This is a genomic window from Streptomyces rectiverticillatus, assembly GCF_013394065.1.
In the GTDB taxonomy this organism is placed as follows: Bacteria; Actinomycetota; Actinomycetes; order Streptomycetales; family Streptomycetaceae; genus Streptomyces; species Streptomyces rectiverticillatus.
Genome location: NZ_CP040752.1, coordinates 6,590,388 through 6,609,636, shown reverse-complemented (window position 1 = coordinate 6,609,636; position 19,249 = coordinate 6,590,388). Strand labels below are relative to the sequence as shown.

21 protein-coding genes are annotated in these 19,249 nt (G+C 72.6%); 3 read left to right on the top strand and 18 right to left on the bottom strand.

From position 1 onward, the window contains the following. Positions 1–5 precede the first annotated feature (5 nt). The 18 genes from FGW37_RS28720 to FGW37_RS28635 form a co-directional block, all read right to left on the bottom strand. On the bottom strand, positions 6–347 hold the full coding sequence (locus FGW37_RS28720; RefSeq protein WP_179083729.1) for a hypothetical protein: 342 nt from the start codon (positions 345–347) through the stop codon (positions 6–8). A gap of 9 nt (positions 348–356) precedes the next feature. Further along, positions 357–890 carry a phage baseplate assembly protein V gene (locus tag FGW37_RS28715; RefSeq protein ID WP_179083728.1) on the bottom strand — a complete coding sequence of 178 codons (534 nt, stop codon included), beginning with the start codon at positions 888–890 and terminating at the stop codon, positions 357–359. Continuing rightward, positions 887–2,008 carry a hypothetical protein gene (locus tag FGW37_RS28710; protein WP_179083727.1) on the bottom strand — a complete coding sequence of 374 codons (1,122 nt, stop codon included), beginning with the start codon at positions 2,006–2,008 and terminating at the stop codon, positions 887–889. Before FGW37_RS28710 ends, FGW37_RS28715 begins: the two co-directional genes overlap by 4 nt. Continuing rightward, the gene (locus FGW37_RS28705) at positions 2,005–2,331 is read right to left on the bottom strand and encodes a LysM domain-containing protein (RefSeq protein WP_179083726.1); all 327 of its coding nucleotides are present in this window, start codon (positions 2,329–2,331) and stop codon (positions 2,005–2,007) included. Before FGW37_RS28705 ends, FGW37_RS28710 begins: the two co-directional genes overlap by 4 nt. A 24-nt stretch (positions 2,332–2,355) precedes the next feature. Then, positions 2,356–2,997, bottom strand: coding sequence for a hypothetical protein (locus FGW37_RS28700; protein ID WP_179083725.1), 642 nt, complete (start codon positions 2,995–2,997; stop codon positions 2,356–2,358). Continuing rightward, positions 2,994–3,350 (bottom strand): hypothetical protein, encoded by a 357-nt coding sequence (locus tag FGW37_RS28695; protein WP_179083724.1) that lies wholly within the window; start codon positions 3,348–3,350, stop codon positions 2,994–2,996. The genes FGW37_RS28700 and FGW37_RS28695 overlap by 4 nt, the downstream gene beginning before the upstream one ends. Next, positions 3,347–5,410 (bottom strand): ATP-binding protein, encoded by a 2,064-nt coding sequence (locus FGW37_RS33525; RefSeq protein WP_179083723.1) that lies wholly within the window; start codon positions 5,408–5,410, stop codon positions 3,347–3,349. The genes FGW37_RS28695 and FGW37_RS33525 overlap by 4 nt, the downstream gene beginning before the upstream one ends. Then, positions 5,407–6,606: a Pvc16 family protein gene (locus FGW37_RS28685; protein WP_179083722.1), complete on the bottom strand. Its 1,200-nt coding sequence runs from the start codon at positions 6,604–6,606 to the stop codon at positions 5,407–5,409. The genes FGW37_RS33525 and FGW37_RS28685 overlap by 4 nt, the downstream gene beginning before the upstream one ends. Beyond that, the gene (locus tag FGW37_RS28680) at positions 6,603–7,589 is read right to left on the bottom strand and encodes a hypothetical protein (RefSeq protein ID WP_179083721.1); all 987 of its coding nucleotides are present in this window, start codon (positions 7,587–7,589) and stop codon (positions 6,603–6,605) included. The genes FGW37_RS28685 and FGW37_RS28680 overlap by 4 nt, the downstream gene beginning before the upstream one ends. Beyond that, positions 7,586–8,308, bottom strand: a complete 723-nt coding sequence (locus FGW37_RS28675; RefSeq protein ID WP_179083720.1) for a hypothetical protein — start codon at positions 8,306–8,308, stop codon at positions 7,586–7,588. Before FGW37_RS28675 ends, FGW37_RS28680 begins: the two co-directional genes overlap by 4 nt. A gap of 7 nt (positions 8,309–8,315) precedes the next feature. Beyond that, positions 8,316–8,840, bottom strand: a complete 525-nt coding sequence (locus FGW37_RS28670) for a phage tail protein (RefSeq protein ID WP_179083719.1) — start codon at positions 8,838–8,840, stop codon at positions 8,316–8,318. Positions 8,841–8,893: 53 nt separating this feature from the next. Beyond that, positions 8,894–10,579, bottom strand: coding sequence for a phage tail sheath family protein (locus tag FGW37_RS28665; protein WP_179083718.1), 1,686 nt, complete (start codon positions 10,577–10,579; stop codon positions 8,894–8,896). Positions 10,580–10,753: 174 nt separating this feature from the next. After that, positions 10,754–11,467: a hypothetical protein gene (locus tag FGW37_RS28660; protein ID WP_179083717.1), complete on the bottom strand. Its 714-nt coding sequence runs from the start codon at positions 11,465–11,467 to the stop codon at positions 10,754–10,756. Then, complete coding sequence (locus tag FGW37_RS28655) at positions 11,464–12,000, bottom strand: RNA polymerase sigma factor (protein WP_179083716.1); 537 nt, start codon at positions 11,998–12,000, stop codon at positions 11,464–11,466. The genes FGW37_RS28660 and FGW37_RS28655 overlap by 4 nt, the downstream gene beginning before the upstream one ends. 41 nt (positions 12,001–12,041) lie before the next feature. Continuing rightward, on the bottom strand, positions 12,042–12,230 hold the full coding sequence (locus FGW37_RS28650; protein WP_058043006.1) for a hypothetical protein: 189 nt from the start codon (positions 12,228–12,230) through the stop codon (positions 12,042–12,044). Positions 12,231–12,466: 236 nt separating this feature from the next. Continuing rightward, positions 12,467–13,993, bottom strand: coding sequence for an alpha/beta hydrolase (locus FGW37_RS28645; protein WP_179083715.1), 1,527 nt, complete (start codon positions 13,991–13,993; stop codon positions 12,467–12,469). 105 nt (positions 13,994–14,098) lie between these two features. Further along, entirely contained in the window at positions 14,099–14,497 is a 399-nt protein-coding gene (locus tag FGW37_RS28640; protein ID WP_179083714.1) for a VOC family protein, read from the bottom strand. 75 nt (positions 14,498–14,572) lie between these two features. Continuing rightward, complete coding sequence (locus FGW37_RS28635) at positions 14,573–15,028, bottom strand: Lrp/AsnC family transcriptional regulator (protein WP_179083713.1); 456 nt, start codon at positions 15,026–15,028, stop codon at positions 14,573–14,575. Positions 15,029–15,167: 139 nt separating this feature from the next. On the opposite strand from FGW37_RS28635, the gene FGW37_RS28630 reads away from it, so the two are divergent. From FGW37_RS28630 to FGW37_RS28620, 3 genes are all read left to right on the top strand, one after another. Further along, entirely contained in the window at positions 15,168–16,187 is a 1,020-nt protein-coding gene (locus FGW37_RS28630; protein WP_179083712.1) for an asparaginase, read from the top strand. Positions 16,188–16,272: 85 nt separating this feature from the next. After that, positions 16,273–17,709: an aspartate ammonia-lyase gene (gene aspA, locus FGW37_RS28625; RefSeq protein WP_179083711.1), complete on the top strand. Its 1,437-nt coding sequence runs from the start codon at positions 16,273–16,275 to the stop codon at positions 17,707–17,709. Positions 17,710–17,788: 79 nt separating this feature from the next. Further along, the gene (locus tag FGW37_RS28620) at positions 17,789–19,204 is read left to right on the top strand and encodes an NAD-dependent malic enzyme (RefSeq protein WP_179083710.1); all 1,416 of its coding nucleotides are present in this window, start codon (positions 17,789–17,791) and stop codon (positions 19,202–19,204) included. Positions 19,205–19,249: the final 45 nt, after the last annotated feature.

Here is a 19,249-nt window from a genome sequence, read left to right as displayed (position 1 = left end):
TCCGCTCAGCTCGCTCTCACCTTGATCTGCATGGCCTGGACCATCGGCGGCCCGGGGGCGGGCACCCCGGTGCCCGGCCCGGGACCGGGGGGCGGTGTCGGTTGCACGAGGACGGGCCGGCCGCCTGCCAGCACGCGGGCGGAGAACTGGAACCAGCGCACGGTCGTGCAGAAAGGGCCCCCACTGGTGGTCAGCGCGCAGCCCCCGACCACCAGGACGTCCGAGACGGTGGCGACCGGCTGGAGGCCGACCAGCACCTTCAGCTGGGTGGGCGCGGGCAGGGTCACGACGCCCGGCGGGTGAGCGCACATCATGACGGCTCCGGCGTGCAGGACCAGTCCGGGCATGACCCGCCCTCACCCCACGACCTGCAGCGAGGTGCCGTTGATGCTCACGACCGGCCCCTCCAGCTTGATGCTGGCGAGCCCCGGCCCGCAGGAGAGCTCGATGCCCAGCGCGGTGATCTTGATGGAGGGCCCGGCCTCGCCCAGGAACTGCAGTGTGACGCCGCCCACCGGCGGCGGCGCGTCGCTGATCACCAGGGCCTTCTGCCCGGGGGTCGCCAGCACGATCTGCGGGGTCCCGGGCGGGGTGGTGCGGGCCGCCGGGGGCACGTCCCCCGCGCCGCCGCGCCAGAACCCCACCCACACCGCCCGGTGGGGATCGCCCTCCAGGAACTGCACCCACACGCCCGAGTTGACCAGCGGCACGACGTACATGCCGCTGGCGACGCCCGCCACGGGCGAGAGCGGCGAGGCCCAGATGCCGGGCTCGTTGCCGAGCACCTCGGGGACCCGCACCAGCAGCCGGCCTTCCTGGAGCGGATCCACGTTGGAGACGACCACGCCCTGGTGCAGGCCGTGGAACCGCTTCGTGGTCGAGGCTGTCATGGGATCACCACCGGTGTGTTCGAGACGAGGCCCTCGCGGGCGAGGCTGAAGCTCTGCTTGTACTCGCCGCGCTTGATCTCGTGCGTGACGCTGCGCACGTACCACAGGCCGTCGTAGGTCAGGCCCGCGCCGCGAACGCCCACCAGGCGCCGGGCGCTCAGGACGTGCCCGTAGCGCAGGACGTCCAGCCGGCCCTGGGCGGTGACGACGTCGCTGGACCGGGCGGTCTTGCCGAGCCCCATCAGCAGGATCTCCGGGAGGGAGCGGCCGGTCAGGTCGGGCAGCGGCTCCTCCTTGAACGCCGGCGCGGCGCGTACCGCGAGAGGCGGCCGCAAGGGGCTGACGTCGGGGACGGGCACCGAGAACGTGACCTTGGTGTTGGGCTCGGTGATGCCGATCGCGTAGGTGGTGCGGCCGAGGCCGTCGTAGCCGAAGCTCAGCGATTCGACGTTGGTCGCGGCGTCCGAGTCCACGGTGAGCGCGGGCTGCGGCACGCCCGCGCGCACTTCCGGTCCCCAGTAGGCGACGTTGGCCCCCGGGACCGGACCGGAATCGATGTAGAAGACGTAGCCGACGCGCTCCGCCAGGTCCTTAAGGTACGCCAGGTCGGTGCCGTACTGGATGGGCTGCGTGTTGACCAGAGGCGGGAGCACGTCGATCAGGGGAGGAACGGCCGCCGGCACGATCCCGTACCGCGCATAGCCGAGACACAGCTTCATGACCGTCAGGTGGGGCGAGGAACCGGGGTGGGACCTCTTGTGCACCTTCTGGTCCATGACGATCGAGATGTCCTGCCCCGTCACCGTGAGCGTGGAGCTCCCCGGCGACGACCCGCACGCCTGGTCCTGACGCGTGATCAGCCCGTCCATCAGGACGTGCGGCATGCCGCCGACGACGGCCATCACGATGATGCGGGTCTGCGGGTCCAGCATCCCCAGGGGAAGCATCTCCCGCGTGACGGCCGACCGCTTGCCGAGCGCGAACGTCAGCTGGAAGCCGCTCGCCCCCTCGGTCGCGGCCGTGATCTGCACGGAGCGCAGGGCGTCGATGAGGGAAGGGGGCGCCGGCGTGGGCACGTACTTCCCCGTGAGCAGCATCAGTTGCAGGCTGTGGGTCATCCCGGGGCTTCCCCCACCGCGTACGTGCCCGGCACTCCCGTGGGCAGGGTGATCCGCAGCCGCCGCCCCGGCACCGCGGTGAGGTCGTCGGGGCGCAGCACCCGGTGGGCGTCGGCGATCCGCCAGTCCTGCTCGGGGTCGCCCAGGTGCCGCGCGGCGAACGCGTCGAGCCTCTCGCCGGCCCCCACCGCCTCCTCGCGGACGGTCACCAGGTCCTCGGGGTGCGGTGGGAAGCGGCGCCGGACGTAGGTGACGGTCCGCCCGTCCGGGCCGGTCCAGGTGGCGGTGGGGAGCCCGCGGTAGCGGCTGGTGGACTCGAACATCGGCGTCTCCTCGGTTCCCCGCGCTCAGATCCCGGTCAGGCCGACGGCGTCGGAGCCGTACGCGCCGAGGGCCGCGAAGCTCTCCTTGCCCTGGTGGTAGCGCAGGTAGAGCGCTCCGGCCCGGTGGTCGAAGCCGACGTCGTCGGTGGTCAGGGTGCGCACGGACAGGGTCACTTTGGCCCGCACGGGCTGCAGGACGCTGTCGTACGCCTCCTCCGCGACGGACATCTCCGTGATCCGCACCGGTACGACCCTGCGCCGGCCGAGCACGAGGACGGTCAGCGGCGCCTCCACCGGGGCGATCTCGATCATCCCCATGGACGACAGCCGGTCGCTCTCGCGCAGTTGTGCCCCGGTGGGGTGGATGGCGCTCTCCAGTGCGGAGAGCACGGCGAAGAGCCCGGTGCCGGCCGCCGGGTCGGGCCGGCCGCCCTTGTCCGCCCGGTCGGCCGCGTCGAACTCCGCGTCGAACCGGAACGTCTCCTGCGGCGGTCCGCTGAGCCGCAGCGCCTCCAGCCGGTCCCCGCCCCCCGCTCCGGCGCCGCGCGGCTGCAGGCTGCGGGTGAGGGTGTCGGGGTTGTACTGGAACGGTGTGACCCGCAGGACGCGGCCCTGCTCGGGGTCCAGGAACACGAATCCGCCGCGCAGGGCGAGAGGGGGCGTCATCGGGCCGCCTCCCGGTGGGCGGCCGTGGCCGCCGGAGCGGCCCGGCGCGCGCCCGCGGAGCCGTCGGGGCCGGGACCGCCGAGGGACGGCCGTGCCGTAGCCAGGGCTCCGTGGACGGCGCGGGCGATGCGGCGGCCGAGGGCGGCGGGGTCGGCGGTGGCACGTACCGGTGCCGTCGCGGCGCGGCGCAGGTGGAGGTCATCGAGGTCATCGAGGTCTCCCTGCCCGCCGGGCGGCGCCGCGGCGAGCAGGGCGCCGAGTTCCGCCTCCAGCGCCCGGCTCAGGGCGGCGGCCCGGTGGCCGGGGACAACGCCCTCCAGCACCAGCCGCCCGATGGACAGTTCGACCTTCACGGGGTCACCTCCGGCTGCCCGTCCCAGGAGAAGTCCGCTGCGGGCAGCGGCATGTCGGCCTTGCGCAGTTCGGCGCGGGCCGCGGCCAGGACGGCGGGCATGCCGATGGGAGTGCCGGCCGAGGCGGCGCTGAAGGCCGCGTTGAGCGCGATGTTGCGGATCATCCCGCCGCTGAGCGGGAGCTCCGCCAGCCGGTCCGCGTCGAGGATGTCGACCGGCGCAGCGTCGGGGAAGGCGCGTTCCCACATCCGGCGGCGTTCGGCGGGACCGGGGAAGTCGAAGGGAACGATGAAGCGCAGCCGCCGCAGGAACGCCGTGTCCAGGGCGCGCCGCTGGTTGGTGGCCAGGATCGCGAGGCCCCGGTAGGACTCCATGCGCTGCAGCAGGTAGCCGACCTCGATGTTGGCGTACCGGTCGTGGGAGTCCTTGACCTCGCTGCGCTTGCCGAAGAGCGCGTCGGCCTCGTCGAAGAAGAGGATGGTGCCGCCCGGCTCGGCGGCGTCGAAGAGCCGGCGCAGGTTCTTCTCCGTCTCCCCGATGTACTTGCTGACCGCCGCGGAGAGGTCCACCCGGAACAGATCGAGGCCCAGGTGCCGCGCGAGCACCTCGGCCGCCATCGTCTTGCCCGTGCCGCTGGGCCCGGTGAACAGCGCGCTGATCCCCAGCCCGCGGCCGGTCCGCTGCGCGAAGCCCCAGTTCCGGTACACCGTGTCGCGCTGGGCCACCTGGGCCGCGATCTGCCGCAGCAGCTCCGCCTCCTGCGCGGGCAGCACGATGTCGTCCCAGCCGGCTCCGGGCTCCAGGCGCCTGGCCAGCCCGCCCAGGCGGGGGCGGGTGCGCACCAGGCAGTCCCGCCAGGCCGCGTCCGGGTCGCCGCCCGCGGCGGCCGCGATCTCGTGGATCGAGGGCAGGTCCAGGGCGAACTGCCCGGCCAGCCGGTCCGCATCCGCCGGGGGCAGCAGCGTGCGCCACGCGGCGGCCCGCTCCGCAGCCGGGGGCGGGACGACCTCCACCACCGCGGTGGGGGCCGGCACGTCGGGCCGGGTCTCCCTGGTCGCCACCAGGCACGGTCCGCCGATGCGGTCGAGGAAGCGGCCGAGCCGGCCGGTCGCCTCCCCTCCGGCGTGCACGTCGCCGTCGGCACGCTCCTCGTCGTCGGCGTCGAGCCACAGGGCCAGGGGCAGCAGGCGGGACTCCCGCTGCCAGAGCCGGGCCACCGTGTCGAGGTCCGCCGCAGCGCCCGGCAGCAGGCCGGCCGGCATCCCGTACAGCAGCAGGCCCGCCGCGGCGGCGGCCTCGACCGCCACGGCGCGCTTCGTCTGCCGGTCGGGGCCCAGAAGCTGGACGACCGGCATGCGGCCGCCGGACCACGCGGATACGTGCTGCCAGTGGCCGACGATCTCCTCGGCCGCGGGGTGACCGGAGCCGGAGCCCGGCGGGCCGGAGCGCGCCGCACCGGGCGCGGGTCGCAGCAGGGTCACCAGCGCTTCGAGACGCTCGTCGAGGTAGTCCAGCCCCTTGAGGTGGTTGACGATCCGCTCGTCGGCGCGCAGAGGGCTGGTCACCAGCGTCCGGCCCGCCGCCCGGTCGACGTCGACGAGCCGCCAGTAGCGCAGCCCCCGGTACGGGGAGAGCACGTCCCACGCGGGCTCCGGCAGGACCGACAGCGCCAGCGCGAAGGTGGCGCAGGGCAGGCCCGGATCGCCCTGAGCGGCCGCACACAGCTCCGCGAATGCGGGATCCAGCTCCGGGGCGGCACACAGCAGGAGGGCGTGCCGCTCGAACGCGGACAGCCCCAGCAGCCCGCCGAGGGAGACGAGGGCGGGCGGCGGGTCGGCGGCCGCGGCACGCTCCATGGCCGCGGCGGCCGAGGCGAGTTGCTCATCAGTGCCCGGAGGCTGCGCCCCTGCGCCGGGCACGTTGGGCCCGGGCGCCGGACGGCTCCCGACCGCCTGCGCCTGGGCGCGCAGCAGGAGCCGCAGCCAAGCGAGGCCGGCCTCCAGATAGCGCTCGTTGACGTCGTCCGGCTGGGAGGTACGGTCCGACTGGACGGAGGTCATGTCACCACCACCGCCAGGTCGTCGTTGAGACGCGGCGGGGTGGCATCGTCGTCCACGACGGAGCTGTCCACCCCGTCGACGCGCAGCCGCAGCACGTGGCGGCCGGGCCCGGAGGCCGGGAAGGAGAAGGTCAGCTTCTTCTCGCGCGGCCCCCGGAAGGCTGTGACGGGCACGGGCCGGTCCCCGACCAGCAGCTGGACCCGCTGGCCGGCCGCGACCGGTGGTTCGCACTCCACCTTGAGCTTGACCGTGCCGTCCGTGCCGCGCCGCGCCCTCAGCGGCAGGGGGGACGTGGCGATGCGCGGGGCGACCGCCAGCGGGAGCGTCCGCGTGAACTGCCGCGTGCCGTCGTCACCGGTGAGGACGACCGTCACCGACCACGGTCCGGGCACCAGGTCGCCCCCGCCGACCTTGACCCGCACCTCGTGCTCGCTCACCGCGCTCGGGGTCAGGGCGACGGCTGCGAACAGCGGGTGGGTGAGGTGGACGACCGGTGTTCCGGCGTCCAGCCTGCTGCCTGTCAGAACGAGTTCGTCACCGAACTTCGCGACCTCCGGGGTCACACCGGTCAGTGCGGGACACGGATCGGCCGGGTCCGCGGCGGCCTCGGGCCCCCGCCCCTCGGCCCCGCGCCGCACCACCGGCAGCGGCGCACGGGTGGGCCGGGCGCTGTCGAGCAGCACGACGCGCGCCTCGTACGCGACCGAGACCCGGTACTGGCTCTGGAAGGCGCTCCACAGCTTGGACATGTCGTCGACGGACAGGTCCGCCGGAGTGATCCGTACTGGCTCGGGCTGCAGGTGGGCGTCGCCCAGGCCCGCCGACTTGTCGTAGTCCTCCGGCCCCAGGACGCAGTGGTCGTGCAGAGCCGCCATCGCCGCGCCGAGGATCCGGAAGGCGGCCCGGCTGTTCGGGTCGTCGTTCGTGTACGGGGTGAGGAGGTAGTGCAGGACGACGGGCAGGGCGGGCCGCCCGGTCTCCCCCGGACGGATCCCGGGAGGGTCGGCGTTGCGCCAGGCCCCGTCGATCGTCGTCCGGTACAGAAACACGTTCAGGGCCGACTGGTCCTGGCCGGACGCGGCCTCGTCCGGCGTCTTCGAGGTGATCTGAAGCCCCCGGACCGTGTCGGCGAGCGCCCTTCTCAGGACCAGTTGCAGGGCATTGGTGACGGCGGCGACGGCGTCGGAGTCGCTCATGTCCGGCCCCGCAGGTATGCGTCGAGGCCGGGGCCGGCCTTGCGGGCGTGCCCGGCGTCCTCCTGCGGGCGCACGGCCGGGGACGCCGGAGCCGCCGCCCGGACCTCCAGCCGCTCGATGCTGATACGGACGACGGTCTCGGCGTCCCGAGCCCCGGGGGCGGGCTGCCGCAGCCCGGTCCGGCCGGGTTCCGCGCGGGGCCTCCCGGCGGGAACGGGCTCCGGCGGGCCGGTGCGGACGGACGTGGGGACGGGGGACGGGCCGGGCCGGACGAGGTGAGCGGCGGGAGGAACCGGCGGGGCGCCGGGGGCGGGGGAAGGCGTTGCTGGGGGCTCCCCCGGGTGCCGCGGCATGGGCGATGTGGTGCCGACGCCGGTCGCCGGGTGGGCGGCGACTGACCGGGGTGCGGCGGGAGATGGGGCCGGTGGGGCGGCAGGAGCGGCAGGAGGTGTCGTCGGCGGGCGGGGCGGTTCGCTGCCGGGGACGGCGGGGCCGTGGGGGCGGGCGGAGACGGGTGCAGCGGGCTCGTGGGAGCCCCGCTTCCCGTCCGTGAGCCGACCGTCCAGGGAGGCGCCCGAAGCGGCCTTCGCCCCGGGACTTCCTGTGCCGGACGGTCGCCGGTCCGACGGCTGCGTCCCCGGTAGTGCCGTTGCGCGGGCAGCGGGACGGGTACGGGCGATGCCGGCGTCGTAGGTGCCCTCGGTGGGCGGCAGGCCGGGCGCCGGCGGCGTGGCGTACGAACGGCCGGGTCCGCTGCCGGGCCGCCGCCCGGCGCTTCCGCCGTCCGTGCCGCTCCCGCTGTGACCGCCGGGCCCGTCGGACCCGCCGGGCTCATCCCGGCCGCCGGGCCCTCCGCCCGCCGCCGCGGGCCCCGCCGCCTCCGGCTCGCGCAGCCGGGGAGGCTCCGGGTCGAACAACGACGGCAGCCGTGGCCGGAGGCGCGGGGCCGGCGCGCCCAGCAGACGGTCCACGAAGTCGCTCACCCGGCCGCCTCCAGATAGAAGCGGCGGCGCACGGGGCTGACGGCGAGGACGTCCTGCTCCGTCCAGCCGTAGGCGCGGGCGAGCGCGTGCACCTCGTACAGCAGGCGGCGCGCATACCCCTCGATCTCGGCCCACAGGTGCCCGGCGACGTCCAGCTCCGCCGGCCAGGCGTGCCCGCACCCGGGACACTCCAGGTCCACCGTCGTCTCCGCTCCCGGATCGACGCCGGGGAGCCGCCGGGCCACCTCTTCCAGGACGTGGCCCGGCAGAGGGCCCGCCTCGGGGGTGGTGCCGACGACACAGCGCTGCAGCAGGGCCCGGCGGGAGTCGCACCCGCCACGAGCGACGGCCAGCAGGTCGCGCAGGGTCAGGGCACGGTACGTGACGTCGCGGCCCGCCGCGCGGAAGCTCCCCGTGGGCGGCGCCGTCCGCGCCCCGGGAACGGCCGCCGGCTCCGGCCGCCGCAGCTCGCCCGTCTCGACGGCGACTTCGAGCGGTTCCCCGCAGGCCGGGCAGTCGGCGGCACACGGGAGGGAGCTGCCGAACGCCCGCTCCCGGAAAGCGAGCAGCAGGGCGTGGAGGGCGGCCAGGGTGAGGTCGGCGACGGGCTCCGCGTCCCCCGCGGCGGTCCTGGCCAGCAGCAGGGCCCGCTCCTGCGGGCCCTGCCCGCTCCCGGACTCCCACACCGACAGGAGCTGCGCCTCGGTCAGCTCGGCCACCACGCCGTCACCCCGATGCGGTGTCGGTGAACTGCGGGAGCTGCGGCGGCGTGGTGGGCTCCCGCACCCATCCGTGGTGCTCCAGCTTGATGTGCTCGAAGGCGACGGCGTTCGCGTTCGCGTCGAGGTCGGGGAGGGCCTGGTACTCCGACACCCAGCAGTCGTGGACGGAGTACGACAGCACCTGCTGCCCGGCCTCGTCGAACACGTCGATGATGAGGTCCCGGCGGAAGTCCTTCAGCGAGGTCTCCAGCCCTCCGGCCGACTTGCGCAGGCTCCACACCTTGTTCGCCCACTCCTCGAAGGCGGTGTCGGCCGTGCAGCCGCGCTCCAGGGTGATGGCCTCGTACTCGGTCCGCCCGGGCAGCTTGCGGCTGGTCCCCGGATCACCGCCGTCCCGGTGCTTGACCACCTCGGTGGTCCGCTTCAGACCGCTGATCTTGCTGATCCCGGCGATGTACGTGGTACCACCGCCGAACTTCACCCGGAACCGGAAGTTCTTGTACGGGTCCCGGCGCGTGATCTCCGGCATCGTCCTCGCTCCTCCTGCCTCCTGCGACCTGGAACCGGGGCCTTGGCCTGTGCCTAGACCTGGACCTGGCCGGCGAGCTGCTGAATGTGGATGATCACGAACTCCGCGGGCTTGAGCGGTGCGAACCCGACCTGGATGTTGACGATCCCGCGGTCGATGTCGTTCTGCGGGTTGTTCTCCCGGTCGCACTTCACGAGGTACGCCTCGGCCGGCGTCCGGCCCTGGAACGCCCCCTCGCGGAAGAGGGAGTTCATGAAGGCGCCGATGTTCAGCCGGATCGAGGCCCACAGCGGCTCGTCGTTCGGCTCGAACACCACCCACTGGGTGCCCCGGAACAGACTCTCCTCCACGAAGAGGGCGAGCCGGCGCACGGGAAGGTACTTCCACTCGTCGGTGAGCTGGTCGTTCCCGCGCATGGTGCGGGCACCCCAGGCGACCGGGCCCACGGCCGGGAGCTCGCGCAGGCAGTTGACACCGAGCGGGTTGAGCCGGCCGTTCTCCAGATCGGTCAGCGGCATCTCCAGCCCCTGCACGCCGTTGAGCGACGCGTCCGTACCGGCCGGCGCCTTCCACACACCGCGCTGCGCATCGGTACGGGCCATCACACCGGCCATGACCCCACAGGGCGGGAAGTCCCGCACGAGGCCGTCGCGACGGGAGTCGGAGGCGAGGATGCGGGGGAAGTAGAGGGCGGCGTTGCGGGCGTCGTCGCCGCGGAGCGGCAGCCTTCTGGCCAAGTCCGCGACGTCGCCCGCCGTAGCCGCTGCGGTCCACTCGGTGGGCGGGTCGACAAGGAGAACGGCTCGTCGCTTGACGCAGAGATCCGCTGCATCGGACAGCAGCTTCTCGCGTTCGCCGGAGCTCAAATTGTCATTCACCGTGACTTCGGGAAGGCACAGGATGTTGAAGATGTCGGTCTTGAGCAGCTGGTAGAGACCCGACTTCCCGGCTTCTCCGCCGACCGGCTTGTAGGCCGCGAAGTCGGGAAGGTCGTCCAGATCCCCGGGAACGTCACCGATCACCGTGAAGCGGACCTTGTTGCCACCCACACGCACCGGCGGCCTCGACGGCCGCTCTTCCCCCTCGCCCTCGCCGGATTCCTCGGCGGACCCTTCGTCGGATTCATCGGGAGTGTCCTCGTCACCCATCTGGTCGTCGAGCCCCTCCACCGTGTCGTTCGGGGTCGGTGGCTCTCCGTCGCTCTCCCAGGTGACGAGCTGTGATCCGGCCAGGGCCAGCTGCAGGCTGCGTGGGCTGTCCGGGTCCTCGCTGACGTTGAGGTACGTCTCCTCCACGCCTGTGCTGTGGTCACGAATCCTGAGGTTGTAGACGTGCTTCACCGGCTTCCCGTCATCCCCCAGCACGCTCTCCACGCGTGCCCGGAGATTCTTCACCCAGCCGCCGGGGCCGATCGGCCTTACCTTCGGGCCGTTGCTCTTCTTCCCGAGGGTCAGCTTGAGCTGCTGGGAGGGTTTCGACACCACCCGGACGATCTCCGCCTCGGCCCCGCCATTGCGGTAGAACTGCTCGACGGCGTAACTCATGGCACTGTCCCTGTGCAGGCCTCCGAACTCCTTCTCGTAGTCGGCCCACGAGGTGATGTGCACCGGCCGGTCGGTGCGCCCGCGCGGCGCCCAGCCGACGAAGGCGGCGATCGACGTCGGAACACCGGTGATGGTCCGTACGGAGCTCTTGACCTCGTCGATGTAGACGCCGGGGTAGCTGACCTTCACCGGCATGACGCCTCTTCTCTCCGACGGTACGGGGGCTACGGAGCGGGAACTGGCTCCACCGTAGGAACCGGCGCCGGAGGGGGGACGGCGAGCGAGGCGTGTCTCCTCCGGTCAGGGGACCCGTCAGAGCCGTTCAGAGCAAGCCGCGCCCCCGCCCGGGAGACGCCGCACCGTTGAAGATCACGACGCGATGGACGTCAGTTCTTCGATGCGTTCGGCGAAGTCGGGGTCGGGCAGGGGGAGGTCGAGGGCGTCGTTGTCGTCGAGGGCGTGGGGGACGTAGGCGATGACGGCGTTGGTGGCGGCGGAGAAGACGCTGGTGCCGCGGAGGTGGGCGAGCAGGCTCAGGACCGCGTTGAGGTCCGTGCGGTCGATGGTTTCGGGCGTCTTGGGGATGAGGTGTTCGAGCCCGGCCTGCTCGTGCCACAGTTCGGCTTCCCTGCGCTCGCCGAGGGCCATGTGGTGCAGGTAGAGGCAGCAGGCCGCGCCGCGGTTGCCCGCTCCGGCGGCGAACTGCCACCAGAACTGGGCGGAGTCCCCGCGTTCGGCCAGGTGCAGCACGCAGCCCAGGACGAGGGCGCCCGCGGGTTCGAGGATGCGGCAGGTGAGGAATCCGCCGAGCTCGTGGAGGTTGCGGGTGACGACGGTGCGGCACAGTGCCTGCAGCTGGCGCCGGAAGGCCCGGTGGGGCAGGTCGCTCCGCTCGGCCGTGCGGGCCGCCGCGGTGCGGGCGGGGGCCATCTGGTCGTCGAAGGACAGGGCGCCGTGCAGCATCCGGGCGGTGATGCGGGCCGCGAGGCGGGCCTCGGCCGCCTGCGTGTCGGCCACGGTGTAGGGCGGCCGGACAAGTCGTACCCGGGCCAGCGCCAGCTCCAGCGAGGTGTGGCCGGTCACCTGTCCGTCCCCCCTTCGTCGCCGGAGGGGCCCTGGTCGAGGCCGAGGGCGTGCTGGAGGCGGTGGCGGGCGAAGCGTGCGGCGGAGCGCACGCCGGCGGGGGTGATGCCCATGATGCTGGCGACCTCGCTGGTGGAGTGGCCCAGGACGTGGAGCAGGACGATGACGTCGTGCTGGCGTTCGGGCAGGGCGTGGATGGCGTCGTAGACGGCCAGGCTGTGTTCGAGCTCGCCGATGGGGTCGAGCGCGTGGTGGAGCGCGGTGGTCTCGAAGGCGGCGGTGTCGATGACGGCGGGCCGCCGGCCCCGGGCCCGCGCCGTGTCGACGGTGCGGTGGCGGACCACCGCCCAGGCGTAGGCGTTGGGGGATTCCTGGGAGAGCACGTCGGACCAGGCCAGGTAGAGCTCTTCGAAGGCCTGGTCGACGGCTTCTTCGGCATCGTGGCGGTGGCGCAGGTAGAGCTCGGCCCAGTGGATGTAGATGCCGCGGTAGAGCTCGTGGAAGGCGCGGTAGTCGGCGGGGAGTCCGGTCACGGGAATGACGCCTGTGCGGGGAGAGGGTGAGGGGCCGGGGTTCATCGCATCCCTCCCACCCGCCGGCGCCGGGGTGCGCCCTCGGGGCGGCGCGGCGGCGCGGGCTGCTGGTTCAGGCCGATGCGTACCGTGGCGGCTGCGGCGCGCCGCAGCAGGTGCCAGGCGTCACCGGCGAATACGCGTGCGACCATCGCTGCGGTGAGCAGGTCGCCGGCGAGTTGAGATTTCACGGAAGCAGGGATCCCTCCGGTCGGCGGACAAGCGGCTCGGGCGCATCGGCGGCGCACGCTCCCCCGGGCGCCGCCTGCTGCCCCTGTCGGAGGAACCCTTCTTCGTCCTCCGCCCATAAAGGCGACCGCCGCGGCCGGAACGTGCAACGGCAGAACGTAAAGAGTTACGGAAGACGATCGTCCAGTAATCCGGTGCCGACGCCCCGAGGACGGATCCGAGAACGGATCCGACAGGCTCAGCCCATCAAGTGCCCCAGCACCGCCCGCACCGCCCGCTCCACCGCGCCCCGCGCCTCCTCGGTGTGGTCGATCGTCTCGAACCCGTGGTGACCGAGCGGCACGTCGACCACTTCGACGTCGGCCTTACAGTCCTCCGCGGTGCTCAGGAACTCCCCGACCGTCGCCGCGATCGCCGCGTTCTCCAGCCCCACCCGGGTGAGCACGACCGGCAGCCGACCGGCCCGGCTCACCGCCTGCACGGGGCGGAACCGGGCGTCCACCATCCCCCAGCCCGGCAGCGGCGCCAGCACGGGATAGGTCATCGCCACGCACCGCAACCACGGCGGGGGCTCCGCGAGCGGGTCCGCCGACAGCAGCCCGCCGCCGGAGAAGTACCACAGCGCCACGCGATCCCCGTCGACGCGCGGATCGGCCCGTACGCGCTCGACCGCTGCGGCGACGTCCTCGGCGGCACGCGCGTAGTCGGCGAGGCCGTGCAGCCGGTGGTCCAGCATCACCCCGATCGCCCCCAGGCTCGCCACGTACCGGCAATAGCCGACGTAGCCGGGCCAGTCCCGCGGTGTGGGCCGCTCGTCGGGGGCGACCGGGCCGCCGTGGACGAACACCACCGCGGGACGAGGCCGCTCGGCGTCCGGTGCGCCCGGCGGATCCGGCAAGTAGAGATCCACCTCGCCCACCCGCTCGCGCGGCCGCTCCTCCACGTCCAGGAGGAAGGTCCGCAGATGTGCGGGCTGCTCGCCCGGCGCCGTGGTCACCCGGTGCCCTTCGCCCGCGGCGGCGCGCAGCAGTACGCCGGCCAGTTCGTCGGGGGAGGAGAGCATCGGCCAGTGGCCGGTGGCGAGTTCGAAGAAGGTCACCCGGGGGTCGGCGAGCCACCGGAACTGCGGCGGACCCGACGTCACCAGGAATTCGACCATCTCGATGCTCGACCCGTTGGCGGTGCACAGGACGCCGGTCGTCGGAAGCCCGGAGCCGGCGCCGGACAGCCGGAGCGGCTGGGTGAACGTGCCTGCCGGCTGCGGCACGGCGAGGCGGTCCATGCGCGCCAGCGCCTCCGCGGGGATGCCGTCGGTGCTGCCCCAGCGCTGCCACTCGTCGTGTTGCGGCGCGGGGATTCGCCAGTCGCTCTCGCTCTGCCCGCCCTGGTGCGACAGCCCCTCCCGGATCGTCTGATCGGGCACCAGCGCGACGGCCGCGTCACCGTCCTGGGGCATGCCCGCATCCAGGTAGACGATGCGGGCGATCCGCTCCGGTCGCCGGTCGGCGGCGCCCAGGACCGGGTGGATGCCGTAGTCATGACCGACGATCACCACCTCCGGGGCGTCTATCTCGTCGATCAGCCGGACCAGGTCCTCGATGTGCGTCTCCAGGTCCGTGCCGGGCCCCGCCGGACGGCGAGGGTCCCCCATGCCCGTGAGCGTCGCCGGGTACACCTCGGCTCCCGACTCCCCGAGCCGGGCGGCCACCTCCTGCCACAGCCAGCCCCCGGTGAAAGGGCCCGACACCAGCACGAACGCCGTCATGATCGCCTCCTCGCATACCGCACTCCGCGGAACCGGCCGCATGGGCCGTCCGCGCTCGCCGGTACGGTAAGAACTCCCCCAGAGGGAGATTCAAGGGCGACTGGACTACCCGGCCCGGCCGTTCAGCTGAATCAGGTCCCAGCGGTTGCCGTACAGATCCCGGAAGACGGCCACCGTGCCGTACGGCTCGCTCCGCGGCGCTTCCTCGAAGACGACCCCGGCCGCCCGCATGCGCGCGTAGTCGCGGTCGAACGCATCGGTGTTCAGGAACCAGCCGACCCGGCCGCCCGTCTGGTCCCCGACCCGGTCGGCCTGTTCGCCGGTCACGGCCCTGGCCAGGAGGATCGCCGACTCCCGCGCCCCCTGCGGAGCCACGACCACCCACCGCTTCCCGTCGTCGATCCGGGTGTCCTCCAGCAGCTCGAAGCCGACGGCGTCGCAGTAGAAGGCGATGGCTTCGTCGTAGTCGCGCACGACAAGGGTCACCAGTCCGAGAGAAGGCATCCGGTGATCATGCCCGAACTCCGGGCGCGTCACGAGGCCCGGCGCCCCGGACCGGATAAGTCACCCGCCCCGGCCTCAGAGCCCCACGGGCAGACCCCGGGGCTCCTTGATCCGCTTCATGATGATCTGCGAGTTGACCTCGGTGATGCCGGAGAGTGCGGTGAGGCGCTCGATCCACAGGCGCTCGTAGGCGGCGAGGTCGGCGACCGCGATGCGGAGCAGGCAGCCGGGGCTGCCGAAGAGGCGGTAGGCCTCGATCACGTCCGGGATGTCCTGGAGCGCCGCCTCGAAGGCCTCGACGGCCTCCCGGTCGCGCTTGACCTCGATCGAGACGAGGACCTCGAAGCTCCGCCCCACGGCCTCGGGATTGATGACCGCCCGGTAGCCCTGGATGACCCCGTCCTGTTCGAGCTGGCGGACGCGGCGCATGCACGGGGAGGGGGTCAGACCGACGCGATGGGCGAGCTCCTGGATGGTCAGGCGGCCGTCGTTCTGGAGCTCGCGCAAGATATTTCTGTCGATTCCGTCCATCACGCAATTATCCACCACACTCGGCGGACCTACGCGCTCAAATCAGCGATCCAATTGCGTCCGATTCGTCCTATCGTTTGCCTTCCGGCCGCCGCTCTCCACGGACGGCCGCAGTGATCTTCAGAAAGGGCGGGCAGACGTGGGACAGGTCGTCGTCATCAGCACGGGCGGAACGATCGCCAGCCGCTGGCAGGGCTCCGGGTTCGCCGCCGACGCGCGGGGCGGGGACGTCCTGGCCACGGCAGCGGTGCCCGCAGGCATATCCGTGCGGGTCGTCGACCTGATGAGCGTGAACAGCGCCCGTCTGACCACCCGCGACCAGCTCGCCCTCCTGCACACCGTGCACGAGGTCCTCGCCGACCCCGGCGTCGACGGCATCGTGGTCACGCACGGCACCGACACGCTGGAGGAGTCGGCCTTCTTCCTCGACCTCCACCACCACGACCCCCGCCCGGTCGTCTTCACCGGCGCCCAGCTCCCGCTCGAAGCGGCGGACGGCGACGGACCGCGCAATCTCCACGACGCCCTGCTGACGGCCGGCACGGCGGCCATGCGCGACCTGGGCGTCCTGGTCGCCTTCGACGGACAGGTGCACGCCGCACGGGGCACGATCAAGGTGCAGACCCTGGCCGCCGACGCCTTCGCCGACCCGTCCGGCAGCCCCGTCGCCGACGTCAAGGACGGCCGCGTCCTCCTCCGCCGGCAGCCCGAGCGTCCTGCGCCGCTCCCCCTGCCGCAGGCCGACGCGCCCCTCCCGCGGATCGACGTCGTCATGCACCACTGCGACGCCGACCCGCTGCTGTTCAACGCCGCCGTCGAGGCCGGCGCCCAGGGCATGGTCCTCGTCGCCACCGGCGCGGGCAACGCGACCCCCGAGGTCGCCGCCGCCGTCGAGGCAGCGGTCTCCCGCGGCGTGCTCGTCGCGCTGACCACCCGGGTGCCGTCGGGCCCCGTCGCCGAGATCTACACCCAGGGCGGCGCCGTGGACCTCGCGGCCGCCGGAGCCGCACTGACCGGCACCCTCCGCGCCGGCCAGGCCCGGATCGCCGTGCTCAGCGCGGCGCTGGCCTCCCCCGACACGGACGAGCGGACGCGCGTGCTGCGGCAGCTCATCGCCGCCCCTGCAGCCGAACCCGCGTCCACGTCCGCATCCGCATAAACGTTCCCCCCTCCGCGGCTCCCCCCACCTTCACCCGCGGTCCGTTTCCCCTCCTCTCCCCCACCGCACCCCGATCGGATCCCCCATGTCGGCCTCCGCTCCCGGCTCCTCCCGCACCGAACACGACCTCCTCGGCGAACGCGACGTCCCCACCGCCGCGTACTACGGCATCCACACCCTGCGCGCCGTGGAGAACTTCCCCATCACGGGCACCCCGATCGCCGCCTACCCCGATCTCGTCACCGCCCTCGCCTCCGTCAAGCAGGCCGCCGCCCTCGCCAACCGCGACCTGGACCTGCTCGACGACCGCAAGGTGGACGCGATCGTCCGGGCCTGCGAGGAGATCCGCGCCGGGCAGTGGCACGACCACTTCGTCGTCGACGTCATCCAGGGCGGCGCCGGCACGTCCACCAACATGAACTCCAACGAGGTCATCGCCAACCGCGCGCTCGAACTCCTCGGCCACGACAAGGGCGACTACAAGCACCTGCACCCGCTGGAGGACGTCAACGCCGGGCAGAGCACCAACGACGTCTACCCGACCGCCGTCAAGGTCGCGCTGCAGCTCGCCGCCGAGCGGCTGCTGCAGGCCATGGACGTGCTGCGCGAGGCCTTCGCCGGCAAGGCGGAGGAGTTCGCGGACATCCTGAAGATGGGCCGCACCCAGCTGCAGGATGCCGTCCCCATGACGCTGGGTCAGGAGTTCGCCGCCTACGCCGTCATGCTGGAGGAGGACCGCGCCCGCCTGGCCGAGGCCTGCGCGCTCATCCGCGAGATCAACCTCGGCGGCACGGCCATCGGCACCGGCCTCAACGCCCACCCCGACTACCCGGGGCTGGCCTGCAGCCACCTGAGCATCATCACCGGCATCCCCCTCGCGGTCGCCGGCGACCTCGTCGAGGCCACCCAGGACATGGGCGCGTTCGTCCAGCTCTCCGGCGTGCTCAAGCGGATCGCCGTCAAGCTCTCCAAGACCTGCAACGACCTGCGCCTGCTCTCCTGCGGCCCGCGCGCGGGCCTCGCCGAGATCAACCTGCCGCCGGTCCAGGCGGGTTCGAGCATCATGCCCGGCAAGGTGAACCCGGTGATCCCGGAGGTCGTCAACCAGATCGCCTTCGAGGTCATCGGCAACGACGTGACGGTCACCTTCGCCGCCGAGGGCGGCCAGCTCCAGCTCAACGCCTTCGAGCCGGTCATCGCCCACAGCCTCCTCAAGAGCCTCACCCACCTGCGGGCGGGCTGCCTGACCCTGGCCGAGCGCTGCGTCACCGGCATCACCGCCAACCGCGAGCACCTGGCCCGTCTCGTCGGCCAGTCCATCGGCCTGGCCACCGCGCTCAACCCTCACATCGGCTACGAGCAGGCCACCGCCGTCGCCCAGGAGGCCCTGACCACGGGTGCCTCGGTGCACGAGCTCGTCCTGGCCAAGGGCCTGCTCACCCAGGAGCGGCTCCGGGCGATCCTCCACCCGGACAACCTCGCCCGCCCCCACACCCGGGCCGCGGCGGCCGTCGAGGCCTGACCGCGCCGGAACCACCGGCCGCAGGCCCCGGACCTTTCACACACAGCAACCACCAGCACCAGAAAGAAGAAGCACCCCCATGGCAACGGCGCCCAGCGTCTCGTACTCGATGACGGTCCGGCTGGAGGTTCCCGCCGGCGGGACCGCGGTCAGCCAGCTCACCACGGCCGTGGAATCCTCCGGCGGCTCGGTGACCGGCCTGGACGTGACCGCTTCCGGTCACGAGAAGCTGCGGATCGACGTCACGATGGCGACGACCTCGACCGAGCACGCCGACGAAATCGTCGAGAAACTGCGCGGCATCGAGGGCGTCGTCCTGGGCAAGGTCTCCGACCGCACCTTCCTGATGCACCTCGGCGGCAAGATCGAAATGGCCTCCAAGCACCCCATCCGCAACCGCGACGACCTCTCCATGATCTACACCCCCGGCGTCGCCCGCGTGTGCATGGCCATCGCCGAGAACCCCGAGGACGCCCGCCGCCTGACCATCAAACGCAACAGCGTCGCCGTGGTCACCGACGGCTCCGCCGTCCTGGGCCTGGGCAACATCGGCCCCATGGCCGCCCTGCCCGTCATGGAAGGCAAAGCCGCCCTCTTCAAGCGCTTCGCCGGCATCGACGCCTGGCCGATCTGCCTGGACACCCAGGACTCCGACGCCATCGTCGAGATCGTCAAAGCCATCGCCCCCGGCTTCGCCGGCATCAACCTCGAAGACATCTCCGCCCCCCGCTGCTTCGAAATCGAAGCCCGCCTGCGCGAAGCCCTGGACATCCCCGTCTTCCACGACGACCAGCACGGCACCGCCATCGTCGTCCTGGCCGCCCTGACCAACGCCTTGCGCGTGGTCGGCAAGCACATCGGCGACGTACGCGTCGTCATGTCCGGCGCCGGCGCCGCCGGAACGGCCATCCTCAAACTCCTGATCGCCGCCGGCGTCAAACACGCCGTCGTCGCCGACATCCACGGCGTCGTCCACGCCGCACGCCCCGACCTCATCGACGCCGGCCCCGAAACCGCCCTGCGCTGGATCGCCGACAACACCAACCCCGAAGGCATCACCGGCACCCTCAAGGAAGCCGTGCACGGCGCCGACGTCTTCATCGGCGTCTCCGCCCCCAACGTCCTCAGCGGCGACGACGTCGCCGCCATGGCCGACAACGCCATCGTCTTCGCCCTCGCCAACCCCGACCCCGAAGTCGAACCCGGCATCGCCCGCCAGACCGCCGCCGTCGTCGCCACCGGCCGCTCCGACTTCCCCAACCAGATCAACAACGTCCTGGTCTTCCCCGGCGTCTTCCGCGGCCTCCTCGACGCACAGTCCCGCACGGTCAACACCGACATGATGCTCGCCGCCGCCACCGCCCTCGCCGACGTCGTCACCGAAGACGAACTCAACGCGAACTACATCATCCCCAGCGTCTTCAATCCGAAGGCCACGGAGTCCGTTGCCGCCGCGGTGAAGCGGGCTGCGCTGGCGTTGCGTCAGGCGGACTGACCTACGTCGTCGGCTGCGGGCCGTGTGCGGCTGGGCACGCAGTTC

Excerpts from the sequence above, each read along its gene's own strand:
- FGW37_RS28715 (WP_179083728.1), bottom strand. The coding sequence starts at position 890 with ATGACAGCCTCGACCACGAAGCGGTTCCACGGCCTGCACCAGGGCGTG.
- FGW37_RS28635 (WP_179083713.1), bottom strand. The coding sequence starts at position 15,028 with ATGGACGGAATCGACAGAAATATCTTGCGCGAGCTCCAGAACGACGGC.
- FGW37_RS28645 (WP_179083715.1), bottom strand. The coding sequence starts at position 13,993 with ATGACGGCGTTCGTGCTGGTGTCGGGCCCTTTCACCGGGGGCTGGCTG.
- FGW37_RS28640 (WP_179083714.1), bottom strand. The coding sequence starts at position 14,497 with ATGCCTTCTCTCGGACTGGTGACCCTTGTCGTGCGCGACTACGACGAA.
- FGW37_RS28710 (WP_179083727.1), bottom strand. The coding sequence starts at position 2,008 with ATGACCCACAGCCTGCAACTGATGCTGCTCACGGGGAAGTACGTGCCC.
- FGW37_RS33525 (WP_179083723.1), bottom strand. The coding sequence starts at position 5,410 with ATGACCTCCGTCCAGTCGGACCGTACCTCCCAGCCGGACGACGTCAAC.
- aspA (WP_179083711.1), top strand. The coding sequence starts at position 16,273 with ATGTCGGCCTCCGCTCCCGGCTCCTCCCGCACCGAACACGACCTCCTC.
- FGW37_RS28705 (WP_179083726.1), bottom strand. The coding sequence starts at position 2,331 with ATGTTCGAGTCCACCAGCCGCTACCGCGGGCTCCCCACCGCCACCTGG.
- FGW37_RS28720 (WP_179083729.1), bottom strand. The coding sequence starts at position 347 with ATGCCCGGACTGGTCCTGCACGCCGGAGCCGTCATGATGTGCGCTCAC.
- FGW37_RS28620 (WP_179083710.1), top strand. The coding sequence starts at position 17,789 with ATGGCAACGGCGCCCAGCGTCTCGTACTCGATGACGGTCCGGCTGGAG.
- FGW37_RS28685 (WP_179083722.1), bottom strand. The coding sequence starts at position 6,606 with ATGAGCGACTCCGACGCCGTCGCCGCCGTCACCAATGCCCTGCAACTG.
- FGW37_RS28665 (WP_179083718.1), bottom strand. The coding sequence starts at position 10,579 with ATGCCGGTGAAGGTCAGCTACCCCGGCGTCTACATCGACGAGGTCAAG.
- FGW37_RS28670 (WP_179083719.1), bottom strand. The coding sequence starts at position 8,840 with ATGCCGGAGATCACGCGCCGGGACCCGTACAAGAACTTCCGGTTCCGG.
- FGW37_RS28700 (WP_179083725.1), bottom strand. The coding sequence starts at position 2,997 with ATGACGCCCCCTCTCGCCCTGCGCGGCGGATTCGTGTTCCTGGACCCC.